Annotated in this window: 23 protein-coding genes; 12 read left to right on the top strand and 11 right to left on the bottom strand. The window is 72.1% G+C overall.

The window, feature by feature from the left end:
- The first annotated feature begins 29 nt into the window (after positions 1 to 29).
- Together H483_RS24465 and H483_RS24470 are read left to right on the top strand one after the other, a co-directional pair.
- On the top strand, positions 30 to 2159 hold the full coding sequence (locus H483_RS24465; protein ID WP_193746847.1) for a DUF6541 family protein: 2130 nt from the start codon (positions 30 to 32) through the stop codon (positions 2157 to 2159).
- A gap of 90 nt (positions 2160 to 2249) precedes the next feature.
- Entirely contained in the window at positions 2250 to 3188 is a 939-nt protein-coding gene (locus H483_RS24470) for an NAD-dependent epimerase/dehydratase family protein (protein WP_017835910.1), read from the top strand.
- Here H483_RS24470 and H483_RS24475 read toward each other — a convergent pair.
- From H483_RS24475 to H483_RS24495, 5 genes are read right to left on the bottom strand one after another with little or no spacing between them, the layout of a single operon-like run.
- Positions 3178 to 3873, bottom strand: coding sequence for a hypothetical protein (locus tag H483_RS24475; RefSeq protein WP_031264595.1), 696 nt, complete (start codon positions 3871 to 3873; stop codon positions 3178 to 3180). The two genes, H483_RS24470 and H483_RS24475, sit on opposite strands and share 11 nt — an antisense overlap.
- A gap of 11 nt (positions 3874 to 3884) precedes the next feature.
- Positions 3885 to 5501 carry an alpha/beta hydrolase gene (locus H483_RS24480; protein ID WP_017835911.1) on the bottom strand — a complete coding sequence of 539 codons (1617 nt, stop codon included), beginning with the start codon at positions 5499 to 5501 and terminating at the stop codon, positions 3885 to 3887.
- On the bottom strand, positions 5498 to 5776 hold the full coding sequence (locus tag H483_RS24485; protein WP_017835912.1) for a hypothetical protein: 279 nt from the start codon (positions 5774 to 5776) through the stop codon (positions 5498 to 5500). Before H483_RS24485 ends, H483_RS24480 begins: the two co-directional genes overlap by 4 nt.
- Positions 5773 to 6162, bottom strand: a complete 390-nt coding sequence (locus tag H483_RS24490) for a DUF2304 domain-containing protein (protein WP_017835913.1) — start codon at positions 6160 to 6162, stop codon at positions 5773 to 5775. The genes H483_RS24485 and H483_RS24490 overlap by 4 nt, the downstream gene beginning before the upstream one ends.
- On the bottom strand, positions 6159 to 6935 hold the full coding sequence (locus H483_RS24495; RefSeq protein WP_017835914.1) for a glycosyltransferase family 2 protein: 777 nt from the start codon (positions 6933 to 6935) through the stop codon (positions 6159 to 6161). The genes H483_RS24490 and H483_RS24495 overlap by 4 nt, the downstream gene beginning before the upstream one ends.
- Before the next feature lie 62 nt (positions 6936 to 6997).
- On the opposite strand from H483_RS24495, the gene H483_RS24500 reads away from it, so the two are divergent.
- Complete coding sequence (locus H483_RS24500; RefSeq protein ID WP_017835915.1) at positions 6998 to 7894, top strand: glycosyltransferase family 2 protein; 897 nt, start codon at positions 6998 to 7000, stop codon at positions 7892 to 7894.
- 165 nt (positions 7895 to 8059) lie between these two features.
- Positions 8060 to 8407, top strand: a complete 348-nt coding sequence (locus H483_RS24505; protein WP_017835916.1) for a hypothetical protein — start codon at positions 8060 to 8062, stop codon at positions 8405 to 8407.
- 32 nt (positions 8408 to 8439) lie between these two features.
- Here H483_RS24505 and H483_RS24510 read toward each other — a convergent pair whose 3' ends face one another.
- The 3 genes from H483_RS24510 to H483_RS24520 are packed head-to-tail and all read right to left on the bottom strand — an operon-like array spanning position 8440 to position 13149.
- Positions 8440 to 10482, bottom strand: coding sequence for an arabinofuranosyltransferase (locus H483_RS24510; RefSeq protein ID WP_017835917.1), 2043 nt, complete (start codon positions 10480 to 10482; stop codon positions 8440 to 8442).
- Entirely contained in the window at positions 10479 to 11783 is a 1305-nt protein-coding gene (locus tag H483_RS24515; protein WP_017835918.1) for a hypothetical protein, read from the bottom strand. The genes H483_RS24510 and H483_RS24515 overlap by 4 nt, the downstream gene beginning before the upstream one ends.
- Positions 11761 to 13149 carry a M1 family metallopeptidase gene (locus H483_RS24520; protein ID WP_017835919.1) on the bottom strand — a complete coding sequence of 463 codons (1389 nt, stop codon included), beginning with the start codon at positions 13147 to 13149 and terminating at the stop codon, positions 11761 to 11763. Before H483_RS24520 ends, H483_RS24515 begins: the two co-directional genes overlap by 23 nt.
- Positions 13150 to 13313: 164 nt before the next feature.
- Here H483_RS24520 and H483_RS24525 point away from each other — a divergent pair, with 164 nt between their 5' ends.
- Together H483_RS24525 and H483_RS24530 are read left to right on the top strand one after the other, a co-directional pair.
- On the top strand, positions 13314 to 13763 hold the full coding sequence (locus H483_RS24525) for a hypothetical protein (RefSeq protein WP_017835920.1): 450 nt from the start codon (positions 13314 to 13316) through the stop codon (positions 13761 to 13763).
- A complete protein-coding gene (locus H483_RS24530; RefSeq protein WP_017835921.1) occupies positions 13760 to 14155 on the top strand; it encodes a transcriptional regulator in 396 nt (131 codons plus the stop codon). The genes H483_RS24525 and H483_RS24530 overlap by 4 nt, the downstream gene beginning before the upstream one ends.
- Positions 14156 to 14313: 158 nt before the next feature.
- Here the strand turns inward: H483_RS24530 and H483_RS24535 are convergent, their stop codons facing one another.
- The gene (locus H483_RS24535) at positions 14314 to 18165 is read right to left on the bottom strand and encodes a Pls/PosA family non-ribosomal peptide synthetase (RefSeq protein ID WP_017835922.1); all 3852 of its coding nucleotides are present in this window, start codon (positions 18163 to 18165) and stop codon (positions 14314 to 14316) included.
- A 67-nt stretch (positions 18166 to 18232) separates the two neighbouring features.
- On the opposite strand from H483_RS24535, the gene H483_RS24540 reads away from it, so the two are divergent.
- The 3 genes from H483_RS24540 (at position 18233) to H483_RS24550 (ending at position 20343) form a co-directional block, all read left to right on the top strand.
- Positions 18233 to 19072: an SDR family oxidoreductase gene (locus H483_RS24540; protein ID WP_017835923.1), complete on the top strand. Its 840-nt coding sequence runs from the start codon at positions 18233 to 18235 to the stop codon at positions 19070 to 19072.
- A 177-nt stretch (positions 19073 to 19249) separates the two neighbouring features.
- Positions 19250 to 19456: a PspC domain-containing protein gene (locus H483_RS24545; RefSeq protein WP_017835924.1), complete on the top strand. Its 207-nt coding sequence runs from the start codon at positions 19250 to 19252 to the stop codon at positions 19454 to 19456.
- 23 nt (positions 19457 to 19479) lie between these two features.
- Positions 19480 to 20343 (top strand): crotonase/enoyl-CoA hydratase family protein, encoded by an 864-nt coding sequence (locus tag H483_RS24550; RefSeq protein WP_017835925.1) that lies wholly within the window; start codon positions 19480 to 19482, stop codon positions 20341 to 20343.
- A gap of 234 nt (positions 20344 to 20577) precedes the next feature.
- Here H483_RS24550 and H483_RS24555 read toward each other — a convergent pair whose 3' ends face one another.
- Positions 20578 to 21090, bottom strand: coding sequence for an inorganic diphosphatase (locus tag H483_RS24555; protein ID WP_017835926.1), 513 nt, complete (start codon positions 21088 to 21090; stop codon positions 20578 to 20580).
- A 182-nt stretch (positions 21091 to 21272) separates the two neighbouring features.
- Between H483_RS24555 and dacB the strand changes: the two genes are divergently transcribed.
- From dacB to hpt, 3 genes are all read left to right on the top strand, one after another.
- Positions 21273 to 22667: a D-alanyl-D-alanine carboxypeptidase/D-alanyl-D-alanine-endopeptidase gene (gene dacB / locus H483_RS24560; RefSeq protein ID WP_042329027.1), complete on the top strand. Its 1395-nt coding sequence runs from the start codon at positions 21273 to 21275 to the stop codon at positions 22665 to 22667.
- Between the two features lie 148 nt (positions 22668 to 22815).
- On the top strand, positions 22816 to 23817 hold the full coding sequence (tilS, locus tag H483_RS24565; protein ID WP_152427874.1) for a tRNA lysidine(34) synthetase TilS: 1002 nt from the start codon (positions 22816 to 22818) through the stop codon (positions 23815 to 23817).
- Positions 23818 to 24375, top strand: coding sequence for a hypoxanthine phosphoribosyltransferase (gene hpt / locus H483_RS24570; protein WP_017835929.1), 558 nt, complete (start codon positions 23818 to 23820; stop codon positions 24373 to 24375).
- Between the two features lie 178 nt (positions 24376 to 24553).
- On the opposite strand, the gene H483_RS40505 is transcribed toward hpt, so the two are convergent.
- Complete coding sequence (locus H483_RS40505) at positions 24554 to 24943, bottom strand: rhodanese-like domain-containing protein (RefSeq protein WP_371204009.1); 390 nt, start codon at positions 24941 to 24943, stop codon at positions 24554 to 24556.
- Positions 24944 to 25238 lie beyond the last annotated feature (295 nt).

Here is a 25238-nt window from a genome sequence, read left to right on the forward strand (position 1 = left end):
GGAGGCAGGTCATCGACATCGCGATGGTCATGCTGACCCTGACGTCACTCCTCGTGGTTCCCGGGTTGATCGTGGGACTGGCCGCTCGACTTTCTCTCCGGATGGCCGTGGGCACGTCGATACCCGTGTCCGCGGGGATCGTCACGATCGCCACCTATGTCTACGGCCGGTCCGGGGTGCCGTGGTCCCTCGCCGGGTACGCGGTCGCCACGGCCGTCACCGCGGCGATCGTGGGGCTGATGGGGCTGCTCATCTCCGGATCGCTGTGGCTCCGGCGTCGACGCCGTGCCCGGGCGGGCGGCCGGCCCGGCGAGCCGGCCGACGACACCCGGCGCCCCCGCAGCCCGGTCGCGACCCCGAGCCCCCGACGCGCGTGGTGGTGGCTGCTGCCGGCCGCGTCGATCCTGGTGAGCGCATGGCTGATCGGCCAGATGATCATCACGGAACTCGCCGCCACCCCGGGCGGCACCGCGAACATCTTCCAGGGCTGGGACGCCCACTGGCACGCCAACTACCTCCGCTTCATCCACGACACGGGCCTGGCGTCCCCCGACCAGGCGGGCCTGCTGCGGTATCCGGAGAACGGGGCCACCCTCTACTACCCGAGCACCTGGCACGCGATCGCCGCCCTGGTGATGGGGCTGCGCGGCATCGGGGCGGTCGAGACCTACAACCTCGTCCAGATCGGCTCCATGGCGCTGGTGTTCCCGCTCGGCGTGGCCGCGCTCGCCTGGCTCATCACCCACCGCTCGTTCTCCCGCCCGGCTGCCGCCACCTCCGCGGCCGTCGCCGCGATGGCGACCCCGCTGTTCCCGGGGCTGCCGTTCGTCGAGGTGATGGTGGCCGCGACGCCGTCCGGGGTGGCCAACGGACTGGCGGGACTCGTGGCCGCGGTCGTGGTGGCCTCGTTGTCCGACCGCCGCCTCGTCCCCGCCGCGGCGCTCGGGCTGGTCGGCGTCGGGGGCATCCACCCGTCGGCCATGGTCACCGCCGCGGTGATCGTGCTGTTCTGGTGGTTGTTCGAGGGCCTGTGGCGCCCGGTCAGGGGACGGGTGCGGGACTTCCTCGTCCTGGCCGGGGTCGGGCTGGCCGGGGTCCTCACCCTGCTGCCCCAGGTGCTCACCGTCTCCGAGGACGCGGACGAGATCTCGGCCTTCCAGTTCGAGATCAACGCCGACCGGGCCGCCGTCTGGGGGCGCGCCGTGGCACTGCAGGTCCGGCACGTGCAGGACTGGGGAGTGCGCTGGGTGCTGCTCTCACTCGCGGCGCTGGGCGTGATCGTCATGCTCCGGCGCCTCGTACTGTGGCCGATCCTGCTCTGGGGCGGGGTGCTGGTGGTGTGCGTCAACTCCATGAGCATGTTCGGCAACTGGACCGGTGGCGCCCTGCGCGGGATCGGGAGCATCTACTACAACGACCCGCGCCGGATCGGGGTGCTCCTGGCGGTCCTCGTGGCGGCCGCCGTCGGCGTGGGCGTGGGCGTGACCGTCCAGGCGCTGGCGGGGTGGGCGGCCCGCCTGATCGACCCGATCACCGACCCGCGCGGGACCGGTGCGGCGGGCCTGCGGGTCGCCGTGGCGCTGGCCGCGTTGGTGGCCACCGGGTCGTGGGTCGTGCAGGCCTCGCCCGAGTACGCCTCGGCGGCGGGCGCGAACCAGCGCGCGGGTCGGATGGTCGACGGTCACGATCTGCGCGCCTTCGAGTGGCTCTCCGAGCAACCGCAGGCCTACTCGGGCCTCGTCTACACCAACCCCGACGAGGGGTCGGGGTGGATGTACGCGACCCACGGTCTGCCCTCGACCGCACGGCATTATCTCCAGCCCGGCTCCACCGCTCCGCTCACGACCGCCCTGTTCTTCAGCATGGACCGGGCCGGTACCGACCCTCGCGTCGACTCCGCGCTCGACGAGCTCGGCGTGACCTACGTCTACGTCAGCCCGCCCAATTACTGGGGGTTCCAGAAGCCCAACGAGCACCTGCTCCGGCTCGATCAGGCCCCGGGCCTGGTCAAGGTCTACTCGGACTCCCAGGTGCGGATCTTCGCCGTCCGTGCGGCCTTCACGCAGGGGGAGATCGACCGGATCCTGGCCGACTCGCCGTTCCCGCCGGACAGACGCACCCCCCTCACCCGCGCCACCGAGCTGTACGGCGGGGAGTGAGCGGCCCGAGTCGATCCGGGTCGTATCCTCGGAGCTGTCGTCCGACAGGACGCCGCGGCCGCGTCGCCGCGCTTCGGGAGGGGTTTGTCAATGAAGGCACTCGTGACGGGTGGGGCCGGGTTCATCGGGTCGACCCTGGTGGACCGCTTGCTCTCCGAGGGGCACGAGGTGACCGTCGTGGACGACCTCTCGCGGGGTCGCCTCGAGAACCTCGCGGGTGCCCGGGAGGCCGGATCGCGGTTCGACTTCCACCGGATGACCCTGACAGACCCCGGGATCGTGGACCTGGTGGCGGAGGTCGCGCCCGAGGTCGTGTTCCACCTGGCCGCGCAGATCGACGTCCGCCTGTCCGTGGAGGACCCGGTGCACGACGCCGAGGTCAACGTGGTGGGAACGGTCCGGCTCGCCGAGGCCGCCCGGCGAGCCGGGGTGCGGCGGATCGTCTTCACCTCCTCGGGAGGATCGATCTACGGTCCCGTCACCGATCTGCCGGTGGCCGAGTCGCGGGCGGTGGATCCGATGAGCCCGTACGCGGCGGGCAAGGTCGCCGGCGAGGTGTACCTCGAGATGTTCGCCAAGCTGTACGGCATCGAGTGGGCGGGCGTGGCGCCGGCCAACGTGTACGGCCCGCGCCAGGACCCGCACGGCGAGGCCGGGGTGGTGGCGATCTTCGCGCAGCGACTGCTCGCGGGACAGCCGACCCGGGTGTTCGGGGACGGTGGCAACACCCGCGACTATGTGTTCGTCGACGACGTGGTGGACGCGTTCGTGCGCGCGGCGACGGTTCCGGCGGCCGCCGGCCAGCGGTTCAACGTGGGCACCGGGGTCGAGACCAGCGACCGCGACCTGCACACCCTGGTGGCCGCGGCGGCGGGGTCGGGGGACGACCCCGAGTACGCGCCCGCCCGCCTCGGGGACGTGGCCCGGTCCGCGCTGGACGCCGGCCGGGCCGCCGACGTCCTCGGCTGGGTCCCGCGGGTGTCGATCGCCGACGGCGTCGAGCGGACCGTGGACTACTTCAGGGCGTGAGCCCCGGCCCCTCGTCGGCCGCTCCGGTGCCCACCTGGGCCTCGGGCGCCTGCTGTACCGCGGGCGCCTGCTGCACCGCGTTCGGCTGCGGCAGGAACGGGCGGACCAGGTCCATCAGACCGGGCAGGACACCACCCGGCGCGGGGGCGGGGTCGACCGGCTGGGTGATCTGCTGTTCCGTGGGTTCCGAGGTGGCGCCTCCGGTGGCGGTCTCGGTGGCGCCGCCGCCGGTGGACGGGGTCGCCCGATCGGCTACCGGGGCCGGCGGGGACGCCTGAGCAGAACGCTGCGGGGCAGCGCCCCCCGCGGCCGCCACGGCCGCCGCGGGCGTGGGCACCGATGCCCGCGCGGTCGCCACCGCCGAGGGCTCGGTCTGCGCGGCCCCGGCGTCCGTCGAGGGATCACCGCCGACAGGGGCGTCGGGGCTCCCTGCGGGAGTCTCGGTGGAGTCGGCGGGATCGCCCTCCTCGGCCGGCTCGGAGGTGGTCACCGCGACGGGCTCCGGAGAGGCGTCCGCGGTCTGGGCGGTGGACACCTGCTCGCGCGCCCGCTCGACCGCCTGGGCGTTGCGGTGCGAGTCGTACCAGAGCCCGGTGGAGATCAGGCCGGCGGAGACCACGCCGAGGGCGCCCACCCCCAGAGCGGTGGCCGAGGGGCGTGGGAAGCGGGAGTCCAGCGGAGCCATGGACCCCAGTATCAGTCACCCCCGGTGCCGGGGACAACCCCGTGCCCCGCCGCGCGTGTCGACACCGGAACGGCGACAAGACGTTCCGGAGCCTCCCACAGGATCTCGGCGTCGCCGTACGGGTCGTCGGCCCGGCGGAGCCACAGCCCCGTGGCATGACGCCACACCGTGGGCAGGACCCGGCCGTCGTCCCCCGGGTCGACGCGCGTGTGCCGGGCCCGGATCCGGCGGTCGCGCCAGAGCGGCGCCCGGCCGCCGAGCATCACGGCGAGCATCGCCTCGAACGCACCGCACCCGCGGTCGAACACCCCGCCGTGGCCGCGCGTGCCGTAGACGGGGGCGCCGTCGGCGAAGTACCCGGTGTCGAGGCGGGTGGCGCCGTCGGAGAGGTCGGAGGTGGACCAGGCCCGCCTCAGCCCCCATCTGACCTGCAGCAGTTCGACCGGGTCCCCGGGAGAGGTGAACGAGAACCTGCGGACGGGGCCGGGTGACCGCCAGTCGGCCGGCCCCGAGACCCCCACCCCGAGGTCCGGGGACTCGGCGTAGATCACGCGGTCGGCACGCATGCCCAGCCGCTCCGCCGTCCCGACGATCCGCCCGCCGTAGGAGTGGCCCACCACGGTCAACGCGGCGCCCGGGCACTCGATCTCGATCACCCGGTCCACCTCCCGGCAGAACCGGACCAGGCGGGGCGCCATCGCCTCGGCGTAGCGCGGGTCGCCGGCATCGGCCATGATGTCCTGCGGGAACTCGCCGTCGAGGAACGCCACCACGACCAGCCGGCCACCACCGGCCTCCACCAGGTCCACCGCGACGTCGGTGTTGACGTGGGACATGTCGAGGTTGGTGCCCGTGCCGGGGACGTAGACCGCGACCGCCTCGGTGCGCGGACCGACGTCCCCCACCACCTCGATCATCCGTCCACCCCGCAGCGGGGAGAACCCCACGAAGGAGCGACGACGACGACCCGGACCCCGTCGCGTCATGGTTTCCAGTCGCCCGATTCGCGGACTCCACGGTGTCCCGGCCAGCTGTTCGCGGTGCAGCGCGCGGCGCACCAGGACGGAGTTCGCCCGCGCGCGCACCGCCCACGGGACGCCGTAGGTCCCGCCGACGGCCTCGGGCTCGGCCAGCGCGAGCAGGCGTCGGTCGGCGGGGCTCAGGTGTTCGACGCTCGAGTACACCTCGTCGGGCGTGGCCTCTGTCCAGGCCTCGACGGTGGCCCGGGTGTCGAGGGGCTCGGCGCCCGTCCGACCGGGTCCGGCGACCTCGCCCGCACCGGCCAACCGCGCCAGATCGGTCAGCGCGTTGTCGACCGCCCGGTCCAGCGACGCGCGCAGCCGATCGCGGCCTGAGGCCGGCACCGGGTGCGGGCCGTCGAGGTCGGCCCAGATGTCCTCGGCGAGCTCGACCAGCCGGTAGAGACCCGCCAGGAACTCGTCGACCCCGCGGGCCTCGGCGTCGATCGCCCCGGCCAGGGCCGTCAGCGCGGGAGAGCGCGTGGGGGAGGAGGCCAGGGCGTCCCGCGCGATCGTGAGCGCGTCCCTGGCCGCCACCATCCGGGCCGCCGCCTCGAGGAGTGAGCGCACCTGCTCGGGTGGCGGGTCCTCTCGCAGGGCTCCGGTCACCGGGGTCGCCGCGTCGGGTGGGCGTCGGTCAGGTCCCGTGCGGCCTGCGCGGCCTCCGCGTCGGAGGCCGCGCCCTCCGCCAGCGACCGTGCGATGTCGTGCAGTCGGGTGACCCGGGTGAGGGCGGGCGCCAGGAGGTCGCGCACCTCGTCGTCGTCGAGCCGCTCCCTCGCCGCCTCGAGCCGCGACGCGAGCCGGCCCGCCTCGGCGCGGACCTCCGCCTCACCGACCTGCGCGCCTCCGGTACCAGCGCCGCCAGCCGGCCGGGTGCTCACCGCCGCAGGCGGTCGTCGTCGTCCGCGACGGGCATCACCGCGGTCGCGTCGGGCTCGTCTTCCGGCCGCACCGCGTTCTGCAGCGCGATCGACCGGGCCAACCGGGCGTAGCGCAGTTCCTGTTCGCGGAATCGCACGTAGGTGGAGACGGTGACAAAGGCGAAGCCCATGACCAGCGCGTAAAGAACCAGGTCCGTGCCCCGCTGGACGCCCAACGCATTGGCCACCACGGTGAGGTCGTCCGGGCGCAGGACCGCATAGACCATGAACACCACGAACAGCACGAAGCCGATCTTGACGCCGGCCTTCGCCCGTGCCTTGCGCCGGTTGGCGACGAAGAACGCCACCAACGCGGCGCCGGCGAGCAACAGCAGTGCCTTGATCATCGCGGCAACCTCTTTCCCACGAACCCGTCGGAGAGGATGTTGATCCCGTTGAGCAGCGACTGCCCCTTCGACATGGAGTACTCGGTGTAGAGGATGTCGACGGGCTGCTCGGCCACGCGCCACCCACGGCTGTCCATCAGTTCCACGAACTCGCTGGCGTGGCTCATGCCGTTCATCCGCAGGTTGAGGTCGTCCGCGACCCGCGTGTTGAACACCCGGAGCCCGTTGTGGGCGTCGGTCAGGCCCAGCCGGCGGGTACGTGGGCTCAGCATGACGACGGTCCTCAGGACGATCCGCTTGATCAGCGGGACCTGATCGCCCTCCCGACGTGGGCGGCCGAAGCGGGTTCCCACCACGATGTCGACCGGTTCGGCGCGGACCCTCTCCACCATCGCGAGCACGTCCTTGACCTGGTGCTGGCCGTCGGCGTCGAAGGTGACGAAGTAGCGGGCGCCGGGTTGGGTGCGGGCGTACTCGACACCGGTCTGGATTGCGGCCCCCTGCCCGAGGTTGACCGGGTGGCGGACCAGGTGCGCCCCCGCCCGGTGGATCGCGGCGGCGGATTCGTCGGACGACCCGTCGTCGACCGCCACGATGTTCGGGAACGTCTCTCGCGCACTGCTGAGCACGTCCTCGATGACGGTGCCCTCGTTGAAGCACGGCACGATCAGCCAGACGTCGCGGTTGCCCGCGGGGTCGTTTGAAAGACCGCCGCCGGGGCCGCCGCCGGCCGTGTCGCCGTGCCCTGGGAGTCGCTCACTGTCACTGCTCATCGCCGGTCGATACTATGCGATCGGACGGATAACCCGGTGACGAGAAGGACGGCGGTTCCCCGATGGCCATCGATGTGATGCTCCCCTACTACGGGGATGTCGGCCACTTCAAAAGGGCTGTGGACAGCGTTCTCTCCCAGAGCTATTCGGACTTCCGACTGGTCGTGGTGGACGACGGCTACCCGGACCCGGAGCCCGCCCGCTACATGGGGGAGATCACCGCACGCGACGAGCGGGTGACGTACGAGAAGAACGAGGCCAACCTCGGCGCCAACGGCAACTACCGCAAGTGCCTGGAGATGGTCACCGCGCCGATCGTCGTGGTGATGGGCGCCGACGACATCATGCTGCCCAACTACCTTCAGGTGGTGGCCGACGGGTTCGCGGCCGTGCCTGACGCCGCCGTGATGGAGGTGGGCGTCAGCGTGATCGACGAGCACGGTGCGCCGGTCCGGCCGCTGTCGGACACCGTCAAGTCGTTCACCCAGCCCAGGACTGACGGGCGCACGGTCCTGCACGGCGAGAAGCTGATGACCTCGCTGATGCACGGCAATTGGACCTATTTCCCGTCCCTGGCGTGGAGTTCCGAGTGGATCCGCCGTATCGGGTTCCGCGAGGGGCTCGACGTGGTCCAGGACCTGGCGCTGCTCGTCGACGTGATCACCGCCGGCGGCCACATGGTCTACGACCCGACGCTGGCGTTCCTCTACCGCCGCCACTCGGCGTCCGACTCCTCGGTGCGCGCGCTCGACGGCCGCCGCTTCGACGAGGAGGCCCGCTTCTTCGCCGCCGAGGCCGACGCGTTCGCCGCCCGGGGCTGGAAGAAGGCCGAGCGGGCCGCGCGTCTGCACGTGACCTCCCGGCTCAACTCCCTGTCGTTGCTGCCTACCGCGGCCCGGGCCGGCAAGCTCGCCGAGGGCGGCAAGCGGCTCCTCGGCCACAGCTTCAGGAAGTTCTGACCCCGGGGCGGGCGCAGTGTCCGCTGGGCGTCATGTCGGCGCAGGCGGAGGCGGTGTCGGTCTGGTCGTCGCTGCTGCGGCGGAACGGCGCCGGCCCCCGTGCCGCACTGGGCACGACCAGAATTCGCGGCTGGTGAATAGCCGGAGTGGCTGGAGGGAGGTCAGGTGGTTCCCGAGCAGTGGATCCCGCACCGCCGCGAGGACGGCGAAACGATCGGCTGGATCGACATGATTGTCGCCGAGCCCCAGGTCGTGCCGATAGACCGCCTCGGCCGTCCGCTGGACCCGGTCGACGAGTGGTACGACGCGGAGGGCGTGCTCGACGAGATCGGCCTGCGGTTCCTGATGGATCGCTACGTCGTCGAGGAGGAAGGCCGCGACACCGTGGTCCGCATCGCCCACGTCTATGATGACCGCATTGTTCTCTCCACAGCGTTGACTGACGCCGTAGAGGATGTGGGCCGCGAGATCGTCGTGCCCTTCCCCGCGCCGAGCACGCTGCGCCCCGCCTGATCCGCTGCCCGCCTGAAGTACGGCCCGGCCGGTCAGCGTCGCACGATCACCACTCTCGAGCCCACCTCGCGGACGTCGAAGAGCTCGGGGTCCGCGAACTGCGCCGGGGAGAACCGGATCGTCTCCCGGCTGTTGTTCCTGGCCAGGGGCATTTCGTTGATCGCCACCGGCAGCCCCCAGGTCCGGATGCCCTCCCGCGCGAGCACCATCACGTCCGGGCCGCGGAAGGGCCCGGACTCCAGCGCGTCGGCCAGCTCGCGCGGGGAGGTGGCGGTGGCCCACCGGCGGATCTCGTCCGTCCGCTCGGTGTAGCGGCCGGCCGGGGTGGCGTACGCCTGCGCGGGCGCCTGGAAGGTGAAGTAGGGGCGGTAGGCGTAGACGGTCGGGACCGCGGTGAGCACCACCAGATCGGACGGCTCCCGGCCGGGCGTCATCTCGTCGATCGCCTCCATCACCGCTGAGGGCGCGGGGACGGTGTCACGGGCGGCGGCGGCGAAGGCCGAATCCTCCTCCGAGACGTGCTGCACCATCTGGATCGCGGCCAGGCCGGCCACCACCACGGCCACCGCGGCGACCCGCCCGCGGGAGTGCGGGGGCGACGTGGACACCGCCCACCGGGCCAGGGCGAGCGAGCCCACCACACCGGCGAGCGCGAGAGCCAACGTGATCGCCGGGATCAACCGGAACGGCAGCAGCGTGGACCCGGTGGCCGCCCTCAGCCCCGAGAGCGCGAACCACCCGAAGACCGTGAGGATCATCAGCCCCAGCGCTCGCGCCAGCACGAGTGCGCGCGCCGGGGTGGGCAGGGGCCAGTCCGGCCGGGAGAACGCGGCCTCGTCGTCGGCTTCGTCGTCGTCCTCGTCGTCGTCCTCGGGACGCGCGCCGATCCGGGCGCCGATCCTGGAACCCAGGGCCGCCGCACCGCGGTCTGTCAGGCGGCCGGCGCCGCCCGGCCACACGGTCGCCACCACCCACACGACCCCGATCAGGCACAGCAGCCCCGCGGCGGACACCTCGAACATCGGCAGTGGCCAGCGGGATCCGATCTCCGGGGCGAAGTCGTTGGCCACGGACGGCTCGGTCTCCGCGCCGCCCAGTACGGCCAGGAGGAAGCGGTGCCAGAACAGCAGCGCGACCAGTGCGGAGATGCCGGCCATCGCCGCCAGTCGGGCGAGAAGAGTGACGACGACGTGTCGGTCGGCGCGGTGGCGCCAGGTGGTGATGACGACGACGAGGGCCACCAGCAACGCCGCGACACCCGCGATGAGCGTGTAGTCCAGGGCGGCCCATCCGAGGTAGACGCCGATCGTCACGACCAGCGGCCACGTGGGTCGGCGGCCGTCGGTGCCCCGCGACCGCGCGGCGGCGCGTGCGCAGAGCAGGAAGGTCGCCACCACGACCTGCGGGAGGAGGCAGATGAGGATCCACGAGTAGGGCTCGTAGGCGTTGGTGTGTCCACCCACGACCGCGGTGACCAGACCGAACAGCACCGCGAGCCGGGTCGGCACCAGCCAGCGCCAGGCGACGAAGGCGATCGCGCCCGCGATCGCCATGGTGACGATCGCGTAGGGCTTGTAGAACTCCCAGCCCTCGATCCCGGTCAGGGCGGCCAGTCGCCCGCCCACCCAGAACCACTGCGGCGGGTAGAAAGGCGCGGCGTCGGCGTAGAAGGGGTCGGCGAGCGCGGGGGAGTCGGCGAAGCGGGTCAGGTACGCGACGCGGTTGAGCTGGTCGCCGCCGAGGCCGTAGAGGTAGTGCGGCGTCCCGGCCAGCAGCAGGCCGAGGTGGGAGGAGGCGAGGAACGCGGGGCCGGCGGTCCCGAGGAGCCACAGTCCGCGCCCGCCGGTATCGCGGCCGCTGTCTCGGCCCCGGCGCGCGCCGCGCAGCAGGAGCCAGCCGGCCAGCACCACCAGTCCCGCGGCGACGGTGGCGCCCAGGGCCTCCGGCAGCCAGCTGGGCTCCGGCAGGGACAGCGCATCGACGGCCGTGAGGGTCAGTGTGGCCACCAGTGCGGCGACGACGAGCCCCGCCAGCAGTTCACCCGCGCGCCGCGCGAGCACCCGGGCTTCGCTCATCCGGAGGGCTCCCGATCGAGCCGGGCGATCACCGCGAGGCCGGCGACGTGCACCGCCACCCCGATGCCGGGCCCGGCGAGAAGGGCGATGGCCGAGCGCACGTCGAGCGGGCCGGGCACCGAGACCAGGAGGATCAGCGCGGCCCCCACCGCCACCCACCAGCCGGCGTTGTAGAGCGTGTGTCGGTCGAAGGCCAGCGCGGCGTTGCCCGTGACCATGAGCGCGGCGGTACCGACGGAGGCCGCGGTGAGAGCGGCCAGCACCGCTCCGGGGAGTTCGAACTCGGCGCCGAACAGCACGCGGATGAGCCACGGGCCCACGAGCCAGGCCGCGCCCGCGCCCACGAGGCCGACCGCGGCGACCAGGGTGAGCGGGCCGGCCAGCGCGCGCGGGCCGAGCTCGCGGCGCTGGACGAAGTGGACGATGATCGCGCTCTGGAAACTGGTCAACGGCACCAGCAGCGGCGCCCGGGTGAGGGTGATGGCCAGGATCACCGCGCCGACCAGCGGCGCGGGGTCCGACTCGCGGACGGTGGCGGTGACGAACACGGGAAAGCCCACCACCAGTGCGGCGGTCCCCGCCGAGGCCAGCATCGCCGAGGCGGTGTTGCGCCAGAACCGTCGACGGCCCACGTCGAGCGCATGGCTCAGCGCGTCGCGGGTGGCCGGGGACAGGGCGATCATCAGCGCCCAGGTGACGGTGCCGGCGACGGTGGCGAGTGCGAATCCGAGCCCGGGGTCACCGGCCCACCACGCCACGCCAGCGACCATCAGACGCAGCGCGGCGTCCACGGTGAGCAGCACCGCGTACAGGCCCCAGAGCTCGGTTCCCGAGAGCGCCCCCGCCGTGGCGGCCTGGAGGCTGAAGCCGAGGATCCCCACCGCCATCACCGCCACGCCCAGCCCGGAGAACGTGGGGAGCCCCAGGTGTGGCCAGGCGGGAGCGCTCACCGCGACGACCGCGGCCAGCGCGAGGCCCAGCATCAGTCCGGCGGGCAGCAGTCTGACCCGGCCTCCCGTGCCCGGTGCCGGGACATCCGGCGCGGGACCCACCCGCGCCGACCTCACGGCCCGGGTCGCCTCCTGCATGAGTCCGTTGGCCACGCCGCCCAGGGCGAAGAAGGCGCCCCAGTAGGTGGCGAAGAGCGGGTAGTCCGACGGTCCGAGCGTTCGGCCGGCGACCAGCATCACCAGGTAGCCGGAGGCGGCGGCGAACGCCGTCGCCAGCGTCAGCGCCCGCATCCCACCCGCGGCGCGGCGGCCGTTCGTGGGGGTCGGGTCAGCGGCGGCCGGCGTGGTCATCGGGCATGCCGAGGGTGGGTGGCAACGGTTCGGAGAACAACCACGCTGACCACAGGGGTCGCAGATCCACGGGGGAGTGGTCCGCGGCCATGTGCAGGAAGTCGTCGGTGGTCGCGGTCTTGCCGGAGTACTTGGTCACCCAGTCACGGAGCAACTGGAAGAACCGCTCATCGCCGATCGTCAGGCGCAGGGCGTGCAGGGTGAGCGCACCGCGTTTGTAGACGCGGTCGTCGAACATGTCCTTGGGGCCCGGGTCGGACAGCAGCAGATCCTGCGGGGAGTTCTGCAGCTTGGAGTAGTAGCGCAGCGCGTGGCTGCCCGCGTCCGCGCCGCCGGAGAACTCGGTCCACAGCCACTCGGCGTAGCAGGCGAAGCCCTCGTGGAGCCAGATGTGCTTCCATTCGGCGGCGGTGACGGCGTTGCCGAACCACTGGTGCGCGAGTTCGTGGGCGATCAGCCGCTCGTCCTCCGTGCCCGCCTCGGCGGTGTTGCGGCCGAACGTGGACATGCCCATCGCTTCGAGGGGGATCTCCAGCTCGTCGTCGGTCACCACCACCTTGTACTCACCGAACGGGTACGGGCCGAACAGGTCGGTGAAGACCTCGATCATCTCGAGCTGGCGGGCGAACGCCACCCGGAAGTCCCGCTTGAGGTCCGCGGGAAGGTAGGCGTGGACCGGCACCGAGCCGCCGGTCACCTCCAGATGCTCGTACTGCCCCAGGTTGATGGTGACGAGGTAGGTGGAGGTGGGCTGCGGGAGGTCGAACTCCCAGGTGGTGGTGCTGCCGCTGCGCTTCTTGGCCACCAGCGAACCGGTCACGACCGCGCGGTACGGGGAGTCGGTGGTGAGCCGGATCCGGAACGGGGCCTTGGACGACGGGTGGTCGTCGCACGGGAACCAACTGGCGGCCCCGTTGGGCTGATTGGCCACCAGGACGCCGTCGGTCAGTTCCTCCCAGCCGACCTCCCCCCAGGCGCCGCGGATGGGGCGCGGGTTGCCCGAGTACCGGATGGTGAGGGTGAACGCCGCGCCCACGGGGATCGGGTCGGTCGGAGTGACGGTGAGCTTGCCCCGCGGCCGGCTGTACCGGGCGACCCGGCCGCGGTCTAGCGAGACCTTGGCGACGTCGAGGTGAGGGGACAGGTCGAGCTGGACGGATTCGAGCGGTTCGGTGGCCGTGGCGGTGATCACGGCCTGGCCGCGCAGGTTGTTGGAGCTCATCTTGTAGGTGAGGTCCAGTTCGTACCGGGTCACCCGGTAGCCGTGGTTTCCGGCGCTGGGCAGGTAGGGGTCCACCGGATCGGCGCGCGATGAGTCGCGGGGGGCGGCGATCTTGGCGATGAGGTCCTTCTTGACTGCCTTCAATTCCATGACCTGCGCGAGTGTAGTGGACCCGGGGGGATCGCCACGGTCGACGGCATCGTTGCGATGCGATCGGAGGAAACTACTTGCCAAACTTGAAAGTAGTTTCCTAGTATCGAGTCATCAGCCGGGCGGGGCCCCGGGGAAGTCAGGAGAAGGGTGAAGCCATGACCACGGACAACCACACCACCGGCGCGGTCGGACGCGCCGAGGCCGCCAGGCTCCTCGCGGAGGTCGAGGGGCGCCCGCCGGTCTCTTCCACGCGCGATGCCCGGATATTCGCCTGGTTCACCGCGCTCATCGCGGTGGTGATGGGCGCCGGGACCATCGCGATCATGTTCACCGACTGGGCGATGGTGCCGTACGCGGTGCTTCTGTTCGCCGTGATGGCCTGGCAGCGGCGGGCGATCGGCGCCAGCCCCCGTGGCTCGGCCCGGACGTCCTTCCGGGGGGTCGCGGGTTCCGGGGTGATGGTGCTCGTCGTCGTCACCGGGCTGCACGTCATCCGCACCACGATCGGCCTCACCGCCTGGTGGTATCTCCTCGGCGTGGGGCTGGTGGCGATGCCCGGACTGATCGCCGCCGCGCGCATCGCACGGCGGGGTGCCGCGCGGTGAGCGGTTCGACAGGCGACGCCGCCGGGACCGACACCGCTGGCGGTCACGCCGCTGCCCCCGACGTCCCAGACGGCCCCGACGACTCCGACGGCCGGGCGGAAGGGCACGCGCGTCACCGGCTCGACGAGGTCATCCACGCACCGGTGAGGTTCTCCATCGTCGCCGCCCTTGCGGGGGTCGACGACGCCGAGTTCGCCACGATCCGCGACGCCGTGGAGGTCTCCGACTCGACGCTGTCCAAGCAGGTCGCGGTGCTGGAGAAGGCCGGGTACCTCAAAGTGCGCAAGGGGTACGTGGGAAAGCGACCCCGGACCTGGCTGGCGCTGAGCCGCGAGGGTCGCAGGGCCTACGGGTCGCACCTGGAGGCGCTCCGGGCGATCGCTGGCGGCTGACCGGCAAGTCCCGCCCGGGTGCGCGGGGTCTTTGCACGGAACCCACGGGGGTGCGCGGCGAGTCCGGTCCAAACCCGCCGCGCATCCCCGGCGGCGGCGAACAGACCCGCCGCGTACCCGCGCCCCGCTCAGCCCCGCTCAGCCCCGCTCAGCCCCGCTCAGCCCCTCCAGGGGGCGATCGGGTTGCCCTGCCAGCGGGTGCCCGGGGGGATGCGGTCGCCGCGCATGACCAGTGAGGCCGGGCCCACGGTGGAGCCGTCGCCGATCGAGGACGCCGGGAGGGTCACGCAATGGCAGCCCAGGGTCGCTCCGTCGGCCAGCGTCACCCGGTCGATCTGCATGATGCGGTCGTGGAACAGATGGGTCTGGACCACGCAGCCGCGGTTGACGGTGGCGCCGTCACCGACCGAGATCAGGTCGGCCTCGGGCAGCCAGTAGGACTCGCACCACACGCCCCGGCCGATGTGCGACCCGAGCAGCCGCAGCATCGCGGTGAGGATCGGGGTCCCGGTGGCGGGCCGGGCCATCCAGGGCGCCGCGAGGAGTTCGACAAAGGAGTCGGCCACCTCGTTGCGCCACACGAAGGAGGACCACAGTGGCTGGTCGCCCGCGCGGATCCGGCCCACGAGGATCCACTTGGCCAGGACCGCGAGCAGCAGCGCCACCAATCCGGCATACGCCAGGGTGACGCCGGAGGTCAGCGCCGCGAGGCCGAAACCCCATTCCCGAAGGATCTGCTGCATCACCAGCAGAGTGCTCACCAACAGGAGGAACGAGAGCCACACCGGGACCAGGCGCAGGGTCTCCCACGCGGCACGGGCGACCTTCAGGCGCCGCGGCGGTTGGTAGGTGCGCGCGTCGCTCTCCCCGTCGGCCACCGCCCTGGGCAGCTTCTGCGGCGGCGACCCGAGCCACGACGTGCCCTTCTTGGCCTTCTGTGGCGCGGACGACAGCACGGCGACCAGCCCGCGCGCGGGGACCTTACGACCTGCGGACGCGATGCCCGAGTTGCCCAGGAACGCACGCTTGCCGACCTGCGCCTGCTCCAACCGCATCCACCCCGACCCCAGCTCGTACGGCGCGACCATCGTGTCGTCGGCGAGGAACGCCCCGTCGCGGACGGTGGTGAGCGAGGGGATGAGCAGGACGGTCGAGGCCTCCACGTCCTTGCCGATCGTCGCGCCCAGCGCCCTCAGCCACATCGGCGTGAGCATCGAGGCGTAGAGCGGGTACAGCCAGTTGCGGGCGGCGTCCATGATGCGTTCGCTGCACCAGGCCTGCCAGGCGATGCGGGAGTGCACCGGATGGAAGCCCTCCCGCAGCCCGACCGACAGCACCCGCACCGACACCAGGGTGAGCGCGGCGAACAGCACGATCGCGACCAGTGTCCCGGGCACGGACCACAGGGCCGCGCGCAGAAACAGCTGGCCGGGGGTCGTGGCATCCCGCGCCCCCGCGGCCACCACCGCGAGCCCGGCGGCGAGAGCGATCAACGGCATCGCTCCGAGCGCCACCGCGGAGAGCTGGTAGACGAGGCTCCAGATGCGGTTGTGGGGCGCGGGCTCGGCGGGCCAGCTCGAGCCCCGCTTCCCCCGTTTGCGGGCCGGCGACCCGGCGTAGCGCTTCCCGGCCTTAACGGTGCCCACCACGGCGGATCCGATCTCCACGTGCGCGCCCCGGCCCACCACGGCGCCCGGCAGCAGCGTGGACCGGGCTCCCACCACCGCGTTCTCGCCGATCTCCACGGTCCCGATGTGCACCACGTCGCCGTCGACCCAGTACCCGGCCAGGTCGACCTCCGGCTCGATGGAGGCCCCGTCGCCCACGGTCAGCAGTCCGGTGACGGGCGGCAGGGTGTGCATGTCCACCCCGTGGCCGATCGTCGCGCCGAGCAGCCGCGCGAACGGTGTGAGCCATCCGGCGCCCTCGAGGTTGGCGACCCCGGAGACCTCGACCAGCCGCTCGGCCGCCCAGAGGCGCAGGTGGACCGAGCCGCCCCGCGGATAGGTACCGGGAGTGATCCCGGCCGTGAGGGCGCGGCACAGCAGGCCCGTGACCACCGTGCGGCCCGCGGGCAACAGCAGCAACACCGCGAGGATCCCGAGCACCCACCACGAGACCGGACGCGCCCAGGGGACGCCCACCGAGGCGGCGACGTTGTTGGCGATCCCCAACCAGGTGAGCCACTGCAGTCCGGTGACCGTCAGCAGCGGGAGGGTGGCCAGGACCTGGACCAGCTGCGTTCCGCGGCCGACGGGCCGCACGTGCCGTGGCTCCACGGCGGCCACCGGCTCGAGTTCGTCGAGGTAGCCCGCGAAGTCACCGAGCCGCGGGCGGTCGTAGATGTCCCCCACGGTCACGGAGGGGAAGCGCTCGCGGACCGCCACCACCACGTGCGCCGCGGCGAGGGAGCCCCCGCCGAGGGCGAAGAAGTCCTCGTCGACCCCGGAGACGTCGGCGCCGAGGGCCGAGGACCACAGTTCGGCCACCCACGCGTCGGTGCCCTCGAGCTCGGTCTCCGCGGCCGAGGTCTGGGCCAGGGGCCACGGCAGGGCCGCGCGGTCGACCTTCCCCGACGTCCGGGTGGGCAACTCGTCGACCAGCGTCAGCCGGGGCACCACCCCCGCCGGCAGACGGTCGCGCAGGATCCCGGCGGCGTCGGCGAGATCGAAGCCCGCGGGATCGTCCGCCACGAGGTAGGCCACGAGGACGGGCTGGCCCGCGTCGGACTTCTTGACCGCGGCGGCCCCGGCGCTCACGCCGGGTAGGGCGGAGACCGCGGTGTCGACCTCGCCCAGCTCGAGCCTGCGTCCACCGATCTTGACCTGGTCGTCGACGCGCCCGGCGAAATACAGTCCGTCTGCCTCGAGGCGCACGACGTCGCCGGACCGGTAGGCGCGCTCCCAGCCGAGGGAGTCCATGGGCGCGTACTTCTCGGCGTCCTTGTCCGGGTCGAGGTATCGGGCCAGTCCCACCCCGCCGATCACCAGCTCGCCGGACTCGCCGTACCCGACCGGCAGGCCCGCCGGGTCGACCACGGACAGATCCCACCCGTCCAGCGGAAGGCCGATCGAGACCTCCCCTCTGCCGTCCAGCTGCGCCGCGCACGCCACCACGGTGGCCTCGGTGGGCCCGTAGGTGTTCCAGACCTCCCGGCCCTCACCGGCGAGTCGCGCTGCGAGCTCGGGCGGGCAGGCCTCGCCGCCGAGGATCACCAGCCGGATGTCGGCGAGCATCTCCTCCGGCCATATGGAGGCCAGGGTCGGGACAGTGGAGATCACCGTGATCCCGCGGTCACGCAGCCACGGGCCCAGGTCGAGCCCGGATTTGACGATCGACCGGGGCGCGGGCACCAGGCACGCCCCGTGCGCCCAGGCCAGCCACATCTCCTCGCACGAGGCGTCGAACGCCACGGACAGACCCGCCAGCACCCGATCGCCCGGGCCGAGCGGGGCCCCGGTGAGGAAGACCCGCGACTCGGCGTCCACGAACGCGGCCGCGCTGCGGTGGGTCACGGCCACGCCTTTGGGTAGGCCGGTGGTGCCGGAGGTGAAGATGATCCAGCAGTCGTCGTCGACGCCGGGGCCCCGGTTCCTCGACGGGTCGGCCGGGCGGTGCGGGTCGGTGACCCGCATCCCCTCCGCGGTGTACACGGCCGCGACCTGCGCCTGGCCGAAGACCAAGTCGGCCCGGTCGGCCGGATCGTCCACGTCCACGGGGACATACGCCGCTCCGGCGGCGAGCGTCGACAGGATGGCCAGATACAAATCGACGCCGCCCGAGGGCATGTGGATGCCCACCCGGTCGCCCGCCCCCACGCCCTGCTCCTGCATCCAGCGCGCCGAGGTGTGGATCTCCTTCCACACCTCGCGGTAGCTCAGGACACGCGACCCGTCGTCGAGGCACGGCGCGTCCGGGTGGCGCTGCGTCGCGGCGTCGAGAACGTCCAGCAGTGTCCGGGGGCTCGGGGCCTGTGAGCTGCGAAGATACTGCTCAGGGATGGTGTGCACGTGCGGATGGTATCCCGGTCGGGTGAACTCTCTCCCCCAGCGCCGGTAGAACTGGTTCTATTAGCTCATGCCAGGATCTCTTGAGAACAAGACCATCGTGATCGTGGGAGCGGGGCCCGGTTTCGGCCGGACCCTCGCCCTTCGCGCCGCAGACCAGGGTGCGACCGTCGTCGTGGCCGCCCGGACCGCCTCCCGTCTCGACGGGATCGTCGACGAGGTCCGCGCCGCCGGCGGCACCGCGATCGCCGCCGCGGTGGACGCCACCGAACCCGACTCCGTGCGGGCGTTGCGGGAGACCGTCGCGCAACACACCGACGCCGTCCACGGCCTGGTCTACAGCGCGTTCGCGGTGCCCAGCATGAAGCCGCTGGCGCAGACCGACCACGACCAGATCTCGCGGGGCATCGACCTGTCGGTCCTCGGCGCGCTCCGTACGACCCAGGAGTTCACCCCGCTCCTCGAGGCCGGCGCGGGGGCGGGCGAGGCCGACGCGACCGCAGCGCCGGCGAGCAGTTCCGCGCCCGCGAGCAGCTCCGTGGTGATGATGGCCTCGGCCGTCATCCACCACTCCCGCGAGCGCTACGCCGGTTACAAGATCGCCAAGACCGCCCTCGTCGCGCTGGGCCATTCCCTGGCCACCGAACTCGGGCCGCGCGGCATCCGTGTCAACACCGTGGCGCCCGGCTACATCTACGGCGAGACGCTCAAGGGGTGCTTCGAGCACCTGGCGGGCAAGTACGGCGGGACCGTGGAGGACGTCTACGCCCACACCGCCGAGAAGATTGACCTGCGTCGACTGCCCAGCGAGCGTGAGATCGTCGACCCGGTGCTGTTCCTCCTGTCGGACGCCGCCTCGGCGGTCACCGGCCAGACCCTGACCGTGGACTGCGGCGAGTTCCACACCTGAGCCGCCGCAACGTCGGGCGAGCCCACCCCGAGGCCCCGCCCGCGTCCCCACCCCGAGTCGCGGATCAGGGTGGGGATCGGGGTCGAACCCGGATGTGTCGTGCGCCGTGGGGGAGGAGACTGGAGGTCATCGGGGAGAGGTCCCCGGCCACCATTGACGACGACGAGGTGACACGTCATGACCTACCCTTCAGACTCCCAGCCCAAGCGACTGACCCGCTCCGAGGACCGCTGGATCGGGGGCGTGTGCGGCGGGCTCGCCGATTATTTCGGGATCGACCCGGTATTGGTCCGCGTCCTGTTCGTGGCCTCGCTTCTGCTGCCCGGGCCGCAGGTGCTCCTGTACGTGATCCTGTGGTTCGTGATGCCTGACGCCCGCGCCTGAGGTCGTCATGGCAGGCTGAGCGCATGAGCACTTCAGACACCTCGGCCGCGCCCGGTCAGTACTCCTCCGTCCGCATCGAGAAGGCGGTCCGGCATCCGCACGTCGCGCAGGTGACGCTGATCGGCCCCGGCCCCCACAACGGCATGGGGCCGGACTTCTGGGCGGAGATGCCCCGCGTCATGGCGGAGCTCGACGCCGATCCCGAGGTCCGCGCAGCCGTCATCGCCGGTGAGGGCCGCAACTTCTCCTACGGGCTCGACCTCATGGCGATGATGCCGCAGTTCATGGAGTTCCTTCCCCAGGACACGACCCCGGACGCCTCCCGCAGTGAGCGGATCCTCGACCACGTCGAGGACATGCGTCGCGCCATCGACTCGGTGGCATCGGCCAAAACCCCCACCGTCGCGGCGGTCCAGGGCCGCTGCATCGGCGGCGCGGTGGACCTGATCTCTGCTTGCGACGTCCGCCACGGCGCCGCCGACTCGACCTACTCGATCCGCGAGGTCAAGGTGGGGATCGTGGCCGACATGGGCTCGCTCGCGCGGCTTCCCCACATCATCGGCTCCGGGCTGACCCGAGAACTCGCCCTGACCGGGCGGGACATCGACGCCCAGACCGCCCTGCGCTACGGGCTGGTCACCCATGTGGCCGAGGACGCCGCCGGTGTGCTGGACTCGGCCCACGCCACCGCCGCCGAGATCGCCGGCAACCCCCCGCTCGTGGTCCGCGGGACCCGCGAGGTGCTCAACCGCGGCATCGAGGGGCAGATCCACGAGAACAACCGCTACGTGGCCACGTGGAACGCCGGGTTCCTCGCCTCCGCCGACATGATGGAGGCCATCTCGGCCACGCTCGAGAAGCGCGAGGCGAAGTTCACCGGCCGCTGAGTTCCTGCGCCGACAGGCCCCGCCCAGGCCCGCCCCGCCGCGCCGCGCCCACCCAGGCGCGCCCCGCCCGGCCCGGCGCGGGCCCCCGGCCCGGCACATCGAAAAGAGCGTTCCGCACACCGCCTCTCGGGCGATGTGTGCGGAACGCTCTTCGCGTGGGCCTCGGAATGACTGTCGCGTGGCCGCGGGACGAAGTCGGCCCGGTCCCGGTCCCGGCCCCCCGGCCGCGCGGAGTCAGCCGCGGTTGGGCTCGGCCTTCTCCTCGGGGTGCTTGGCGAAGTTCTCGATGCCCTCGGCGATGAGCTTCTCGCCGAGGTCCTTACCCTTCCACTCACCGGGCGTCACGTGCTTGCCGGGCTCGAGGTCCTTGTAGTGGAGGAAGAAGTGCTCGATCGCCTTGAGTTCGAAGTCCGGGACGTCCTCGATGTCCTGGATGTGCTCCCACCGCGGGTCCGTGGCCGGGACGCACAGCAGCTTGTCATCGCCGCCGGCCTCGTCGGACATGGTGTAGACACCCACGACGCGGGCGTTGACGATAACGCCGGGGTGCACCGACTCGTCCAGCAGGACCAGCGCATCGCACGGGTCGCCGTCGTCGGCGAGCGTGTTGTCGATGAACCCGTAGTCGGCCGGGTAGCCCATCGAGGTGAACAGGAACCGGTCGAGGTAGATCTTCCCGGTCTCGTGATGGATCTCGTACTTGTTGCGCGAGCCCTTGGGGATCTCGATGGTCACTTCGACGGACACTGGCGTACCTCGCTGATCGGCGTTCTCGGGACCCCGGACGCGCGCCCGGGAATTCGCAACGATTCTAGTAGGCAGGTTCGGCACCGGGGGCGGTCGCCGTCAGGTCGCCCGCTAGCGTGGGTGATTGATGGCCGCTGCCCGGTCGGGGGCGAGGGCTCGAGAGTGCGGGAGGGCGGGGGTCGGTGACCGAGCGGGGCGTGTGGCGTGGGCGGGGCCCGGTGTGGCGGATCGGAGTAGTCCTGGTCACCGTCGCGCTGCTGGTGGCGGGCCTCGTGGCGGCGGCGCTCCTCACTGACGTCGAGCGGGAGCTGGGCGTCGGCCGCGGCGGGTCCGCCTCCGCCGGGCCCCCGCCGTCCCCGGGTCTGCTGGCGGCCGGGGATGACTCGCCGACCCCCGACCCGGGAGCCCTCGAGCAGATCCTGGGGCCGCTTGCCTCGGAGCCGGCGGTCGGGGACCTGACCGCGAGCGTGGTGGACGATGCCACCGGGCAGGTCCTGTGGGAGCGACGCCCCCGCGACGCCCGCGTCCCGGCCTCGACGGTCAAGCTGCTCACGGCCGTCGCCGCGCTCACTCGTCTGCCCGCCGACGCCCGTGTCGACACCGTTCTGGCGCGCGGCACCCGGCCGGACACCCTCGTCGTGATCCCGGGCGGCGACCCCACCATGTCCGGATCCGCCGAACCCGGCCCGCTGTTCCCCGGTGCCGCCACCATCGCGCAGGCCGCGGGAGTCGTCCGCACCGCCGGTCAGACCCCCGCGCGCATCGTGGTGGCCCCGGGCCCGTACACCGGCCCGCGCCTCGGGCCCGGCTGGTCCCCGGTCGACATCGCGGGGGGCAACATCGCCCCGGTCCAGGCGTGGATGCTCGACGCGGGTCGCCTGGATCCGGCGGACGAGTACTCGCCCCGCACCTCCGAGCCCACGCTGGAGGCCGGCCGGTCCCTGGCCCGTGAGCTGGGCGTCGATCTCGCCGAGGTCAGCGTCTCGGAGGAGCCGGTGGAGACGACGGAGGAGTTCGGGCGCGTGTCGTCCGCTCCGCTCACCGAGCGGGTGCGCTCGATGCTCGTCCACTCGGACAACGTGCTGGCGGAGACGATCTGCCGCGAGGTCGCGCTCTCCCGGAATCCGGACCAGGCGGCCGGATTCTCGGCCGGGACCGCGGCCGTGGTGGACACCCTCGCCGAGCGGGGGCTCGACATGTCCGGGGTCCGCCTCGACGACTGTTCGGGCATGAGCGCCGGCAACCGGATCTCGGCGGCCGCCCTCACCGACGTCCTGCGCACCGCCGCCGCCCCCGACGCCACCCGGGAAATGCGGGATCTGCTCGACGCCCTGCCCATCGCAGCCGGGTCGGGAACCCTCGTCGACCGCTTCGACGGCCCGTCGGCGGCGGGTGCGGGGTGGGTGCGGGCCAAAACCGGGACCCTGAGGGAGACCAGCGCGCTCGCCGGCACAGTCACCAGCGCCGACGGCCGGACGATGAGCTTCGCGCTCCTCGCCTCCGGCACCGACGCCGCCTTAGCCCGCCCGGTCCTCGACCGGATCGCCGCGGAGTTGCGCAGCTGTGGCTGCCGCTGACGGACCGGACCGGGCCGACGCCCAGCCCGCCCACACGCAGCCCGCCGCAGCCCAGCCCGACGACGCCCAGCGCGCCCGACCCCGGCCTGCCCAGGCCAGGCCCACTGACGGGGAGTGGACCGGCGCGGCGTGGACCGTTCGCTCGGCCGTGCGGGCGTTCCGACGCGCCCACCCGGAGGTGGGCGACGAGGTGTGCGTGGCGCTGTCCGGGGGAGCGGACTCGCTCGCGCTCACGGCCGCCGCGGTGACCGAGTTCGCCGAGGTGACCGCGCTGGTGGTGGACCACGGCCTGCAAGCCGGCTCCGACGAGGTCGCGCGGGAGGCGTGCCGGGCGGCGGGCCGACTGGGGGCGCGGTCGCGGGAGCTCGTCGTCGTCGTCGACCCGGACGGCTCCGGCCCCGAGGCCGCCGCGCGCACCGCGCGGTACGCCGCGCTCGACGCCGCGCGGGAGGGGCGCCCGGTGCTGCTCGCCCACACTCTCGACGACCAGGCCGAGACGGTCCTGCTGGGTCTCGGCCGGGGTTCCGGCGCCCGGTCCCTGCGCGCGATGGCCACCTGGGACGCGCCGTGGGGCCGCCCGCTGCTCGGTGTGCGCGCGACCGACACCCGCGCCGCCTGCCATGGGTTGGGCCTGGACTGGTGGGACGACCCGCACAACACCGACCCGGCGTTCACCCGGGTGCGCGTGCGCCGCGAGGTGCTGCCCCTCCTCGAGGACGTGTTCGGGGGCGGGGTGGCGGAGGGGTTGGCGCGGACCGCGGAGCTGCTCCGGACCGACGACGACGAGCTGGACCGTCTCGCCGCCGCCGTGCCCGTCTCCGGAGACGGCGGACTGGACATCTCCGTCCTCGAGCCGTTGCCGACCGCCGTACTCACCCGGGTCCTGCGGCGATGGCTGCTGGCCCACGGCTGCCCGTCGCCCACGTACGCGCACCTGTCGGCGGTGGCCGCCCTCGTCACCGACTGGCACGGACAGGGGGGAGTCGCTGTGGGGGGCACGGGCCCGGGAACAGGCGCGGGCCGTGACACGAGTGCGGGCGCGGGCCCGGGTGTCTCGGGTGTGATGGCGGGCCGGGGCAGGTTGGTCGCTCGGCGGCGGCATGGAAAGCTGGTCCTGGACATCGACCGGGCGAGCGGAGCGGGGACGTAGATGAGCACGGACAAGTACGCCGACGAGATCGAGTCGGTGCTCATCGACACCGATGCGATCCGCGACCGGATCGCCGAGATGGGCGCGAAGATCGGGGAGCGTTACCGGGATTCCGAGCAGGAGGTCGTGCTGGTCGCCGTGCTCAAGGGCGCGGCGATCTTCGTCTCCGACTTCGCCCGCGCGCTGACCATCCCCTCCGAGCTGGAGTTCATGGCGGTCAGCTCCTACGGCTCCTCCACCAGCTCCTCGGGTGTGGTGCGGATCCTCAAGGACCTCGACCGCGACATCGCGGACCGCGACGTGATCATCGTCGAGGACATCATCGACTCGGGTCTGACCCTGTCGTGGCTGATGCGCAACCTCCGGACCCGAAACCCGCGGTCGCTGGAGATCGTCACGCTGCTGCGCAAGCCCGACGCGGTCAAGGCCGACCTCGACATTCTGGAGATCGGGTTCGACATCCCCAACGAGTTCGTGGTGGGCTACGGCCTGGACTTCGCCGAGCGCTACCGCGACCTGCCGTACATCGGCCGGCTGCACCCGCGCATGTACTCCTGAGGGGTGCTCCTGCCCGGTTGAAGCGCCGATTCTCGCCAACCTGCTCGGTCTACCGCCGTTTCGAGGCTTGCGGTCAAAGGTACAGGGGGAGCGCGCGCATCTCACCTGCACTCTTCATGTGGCCTTGTCAATGGGGCGCAGGTGTCCGGCAAGGGGAAACCCTCTTCTGCGCCTGCTGTTAGCTGCCATCCGGCCTCAGCGACTCTGGCACTGACCTAAGCCCCCCTGCGAGATTGATGACGTTGGAGAACCCAATCTGCTGGAGCGCGTCAGCTGCGAGAGCGCCTCGATTGCCGCCATTGCAGTAGCAGACCACCAGGGCCCCCTTGTCTGGTAGTTCGCCCTTGATGCGCTCCGCGAGCTGGTCCAGCGGTAGGTTCACTGCCCCGGCAATATGTCCTTGGGCGTATTCATCTTCTCCGCGGACGTCGATCAGGGTGAGTTTCTCACGGCTGAACTGGAGTACTCGCTCGGCTGGCGCCTCAGAAATTCGGCTTCGGGCTTCCGCTGCCCGACGGGAGCAAATCATCATCATGGGTCTCAGCCATCTCAGCACTCGTCCTTCCATTCACGAAGATTCCCCAGGTTGAGGGGCACCTAGATTGATGCGCTTAGTTGAGCAGAGGCCCGGTCTGAAACACATGCGACCACGGTGACTGAAACGAAGCACCGCGCTTCGCGCACGTCCGAAACTGCCCAGTGAAAGTCAGCTACAGGGTTCATCTCGAGCACCCCCGGGTTGGAGAGTGCATGCCGTTACAGCTTGGTTTGCCCCTGATCTGCGCGCGCTCCGAGGCCCTCGCGCCAGCCGGGCGCAGGCGGTGAGAACCGCCAGCGCCCGGCCGGGGAGGCTCGTAGGGGAT

This window comes from Dietzia sp. UCD-THP (assembly GCF_000349585.1).
GTDB lineage: Bacteria > Actinomycetota > Actinomycetes > Mycobacteriales > Mycobacteriaceae > Dietzia > Dietzia natronolimnaea_A.

Bases quoted from the DNA above. Each gene is read 5' to 3' on its own strand.
- H483_RS24540 (WP_017835923.1), top strand. From the start codon at position 18,233: ATGCCAGGATCTCTTGAGAACAAGACCATCGTGATCGTGGGAGCGGGG.
- H483_RS24545 (WP_017835924.1), top strand. From the start codon at position 19,250: ATGACCTACCCTTCAGACTCCCAGCCCAAGCGACTGACCCGCTCCGAG.
- H483_RS24470 (WP_017835910.1), top strand. From the start codon at position 2,250: ATGAAGGCACTCGTGACGGGTGGGGCCGGGTTCATCGGGTCGACCCTG.
- H483_RS24490 (WP_017835913.1), bottom strand. From the start codon at position 6,162: ATGATCAAGGCACTGCTGTTGCTCGCCGGCGCCGCGTTGGTGGCGTTC.
- H483_RS24550 (WP_017835925.1), top strand. From the start codon at position 19,480: ATGAGCACTTCAGACACCTCGGCCGCGCCCGGTCAGTACTCCTCCGTC.
- H483_RS40505 (WP_371204009.1), bottom strand. From the start codon at position 24,943: ATGGAAGGACGAGTGCTGAGATGGCTGAGACCCATGATGATGATTTGC.
- H483_RS24515 (WP_017835918.1), bottom strand. From the start codon at position 11,783: ATGACCACGCCGGCCGCCGCTGACCCGACCCCCACGAACGGCCGCCGC.
- H483_RS24500 (WP_017835915.1), top strand. From the start codon at position 6,998: ATGGCCATCGATGTGATGCTCCCCTACTACGGGGATGTCGGCCACTTC.
- H483_RS24465 (WP_193746847.1), top strand. From the start codon at position 30: ATGCTGACCCTGACGTCACTCCTCGTGGTTCCCGGGTTGATCGTGGGA.
- H483_RS24495 (WP_017835914.1), bottom strand. From the start codon at position 6,935: ATGAGCAGTGACAGTGAGCGACTCCCAGGGCACGGCGACACGGCCGGC.
- H483_RS24510 (WP_017835917.1), bottom strand. From the start codon at position 10,482: ATGAGCGAAGCCCGGGTGCTCGCGCGGCGCGCGGGTGAACTGCTGGCG.
- hpt (WP_017835929.1), top strand. From the start codon at position 23,818: ATGAGCACGGACAAGTACGCCGACGAGATCGAGTCGGTGCTCATCGAC.
- H483_RS24475 (WP_031264595.1), bottom strand. From the start codon at position 3,873: ATGGCTCCGCTGGACTCCCGCTTCCCACGCCCCTCGGCCACCGCTCTG.
- H483_RS24525 (WP_017835920.1), top strand. From the start codon at position 13,314: ATGACCACGGACAACCACACCACCGGCGCGGTCGGACGCGCCGAGGCC.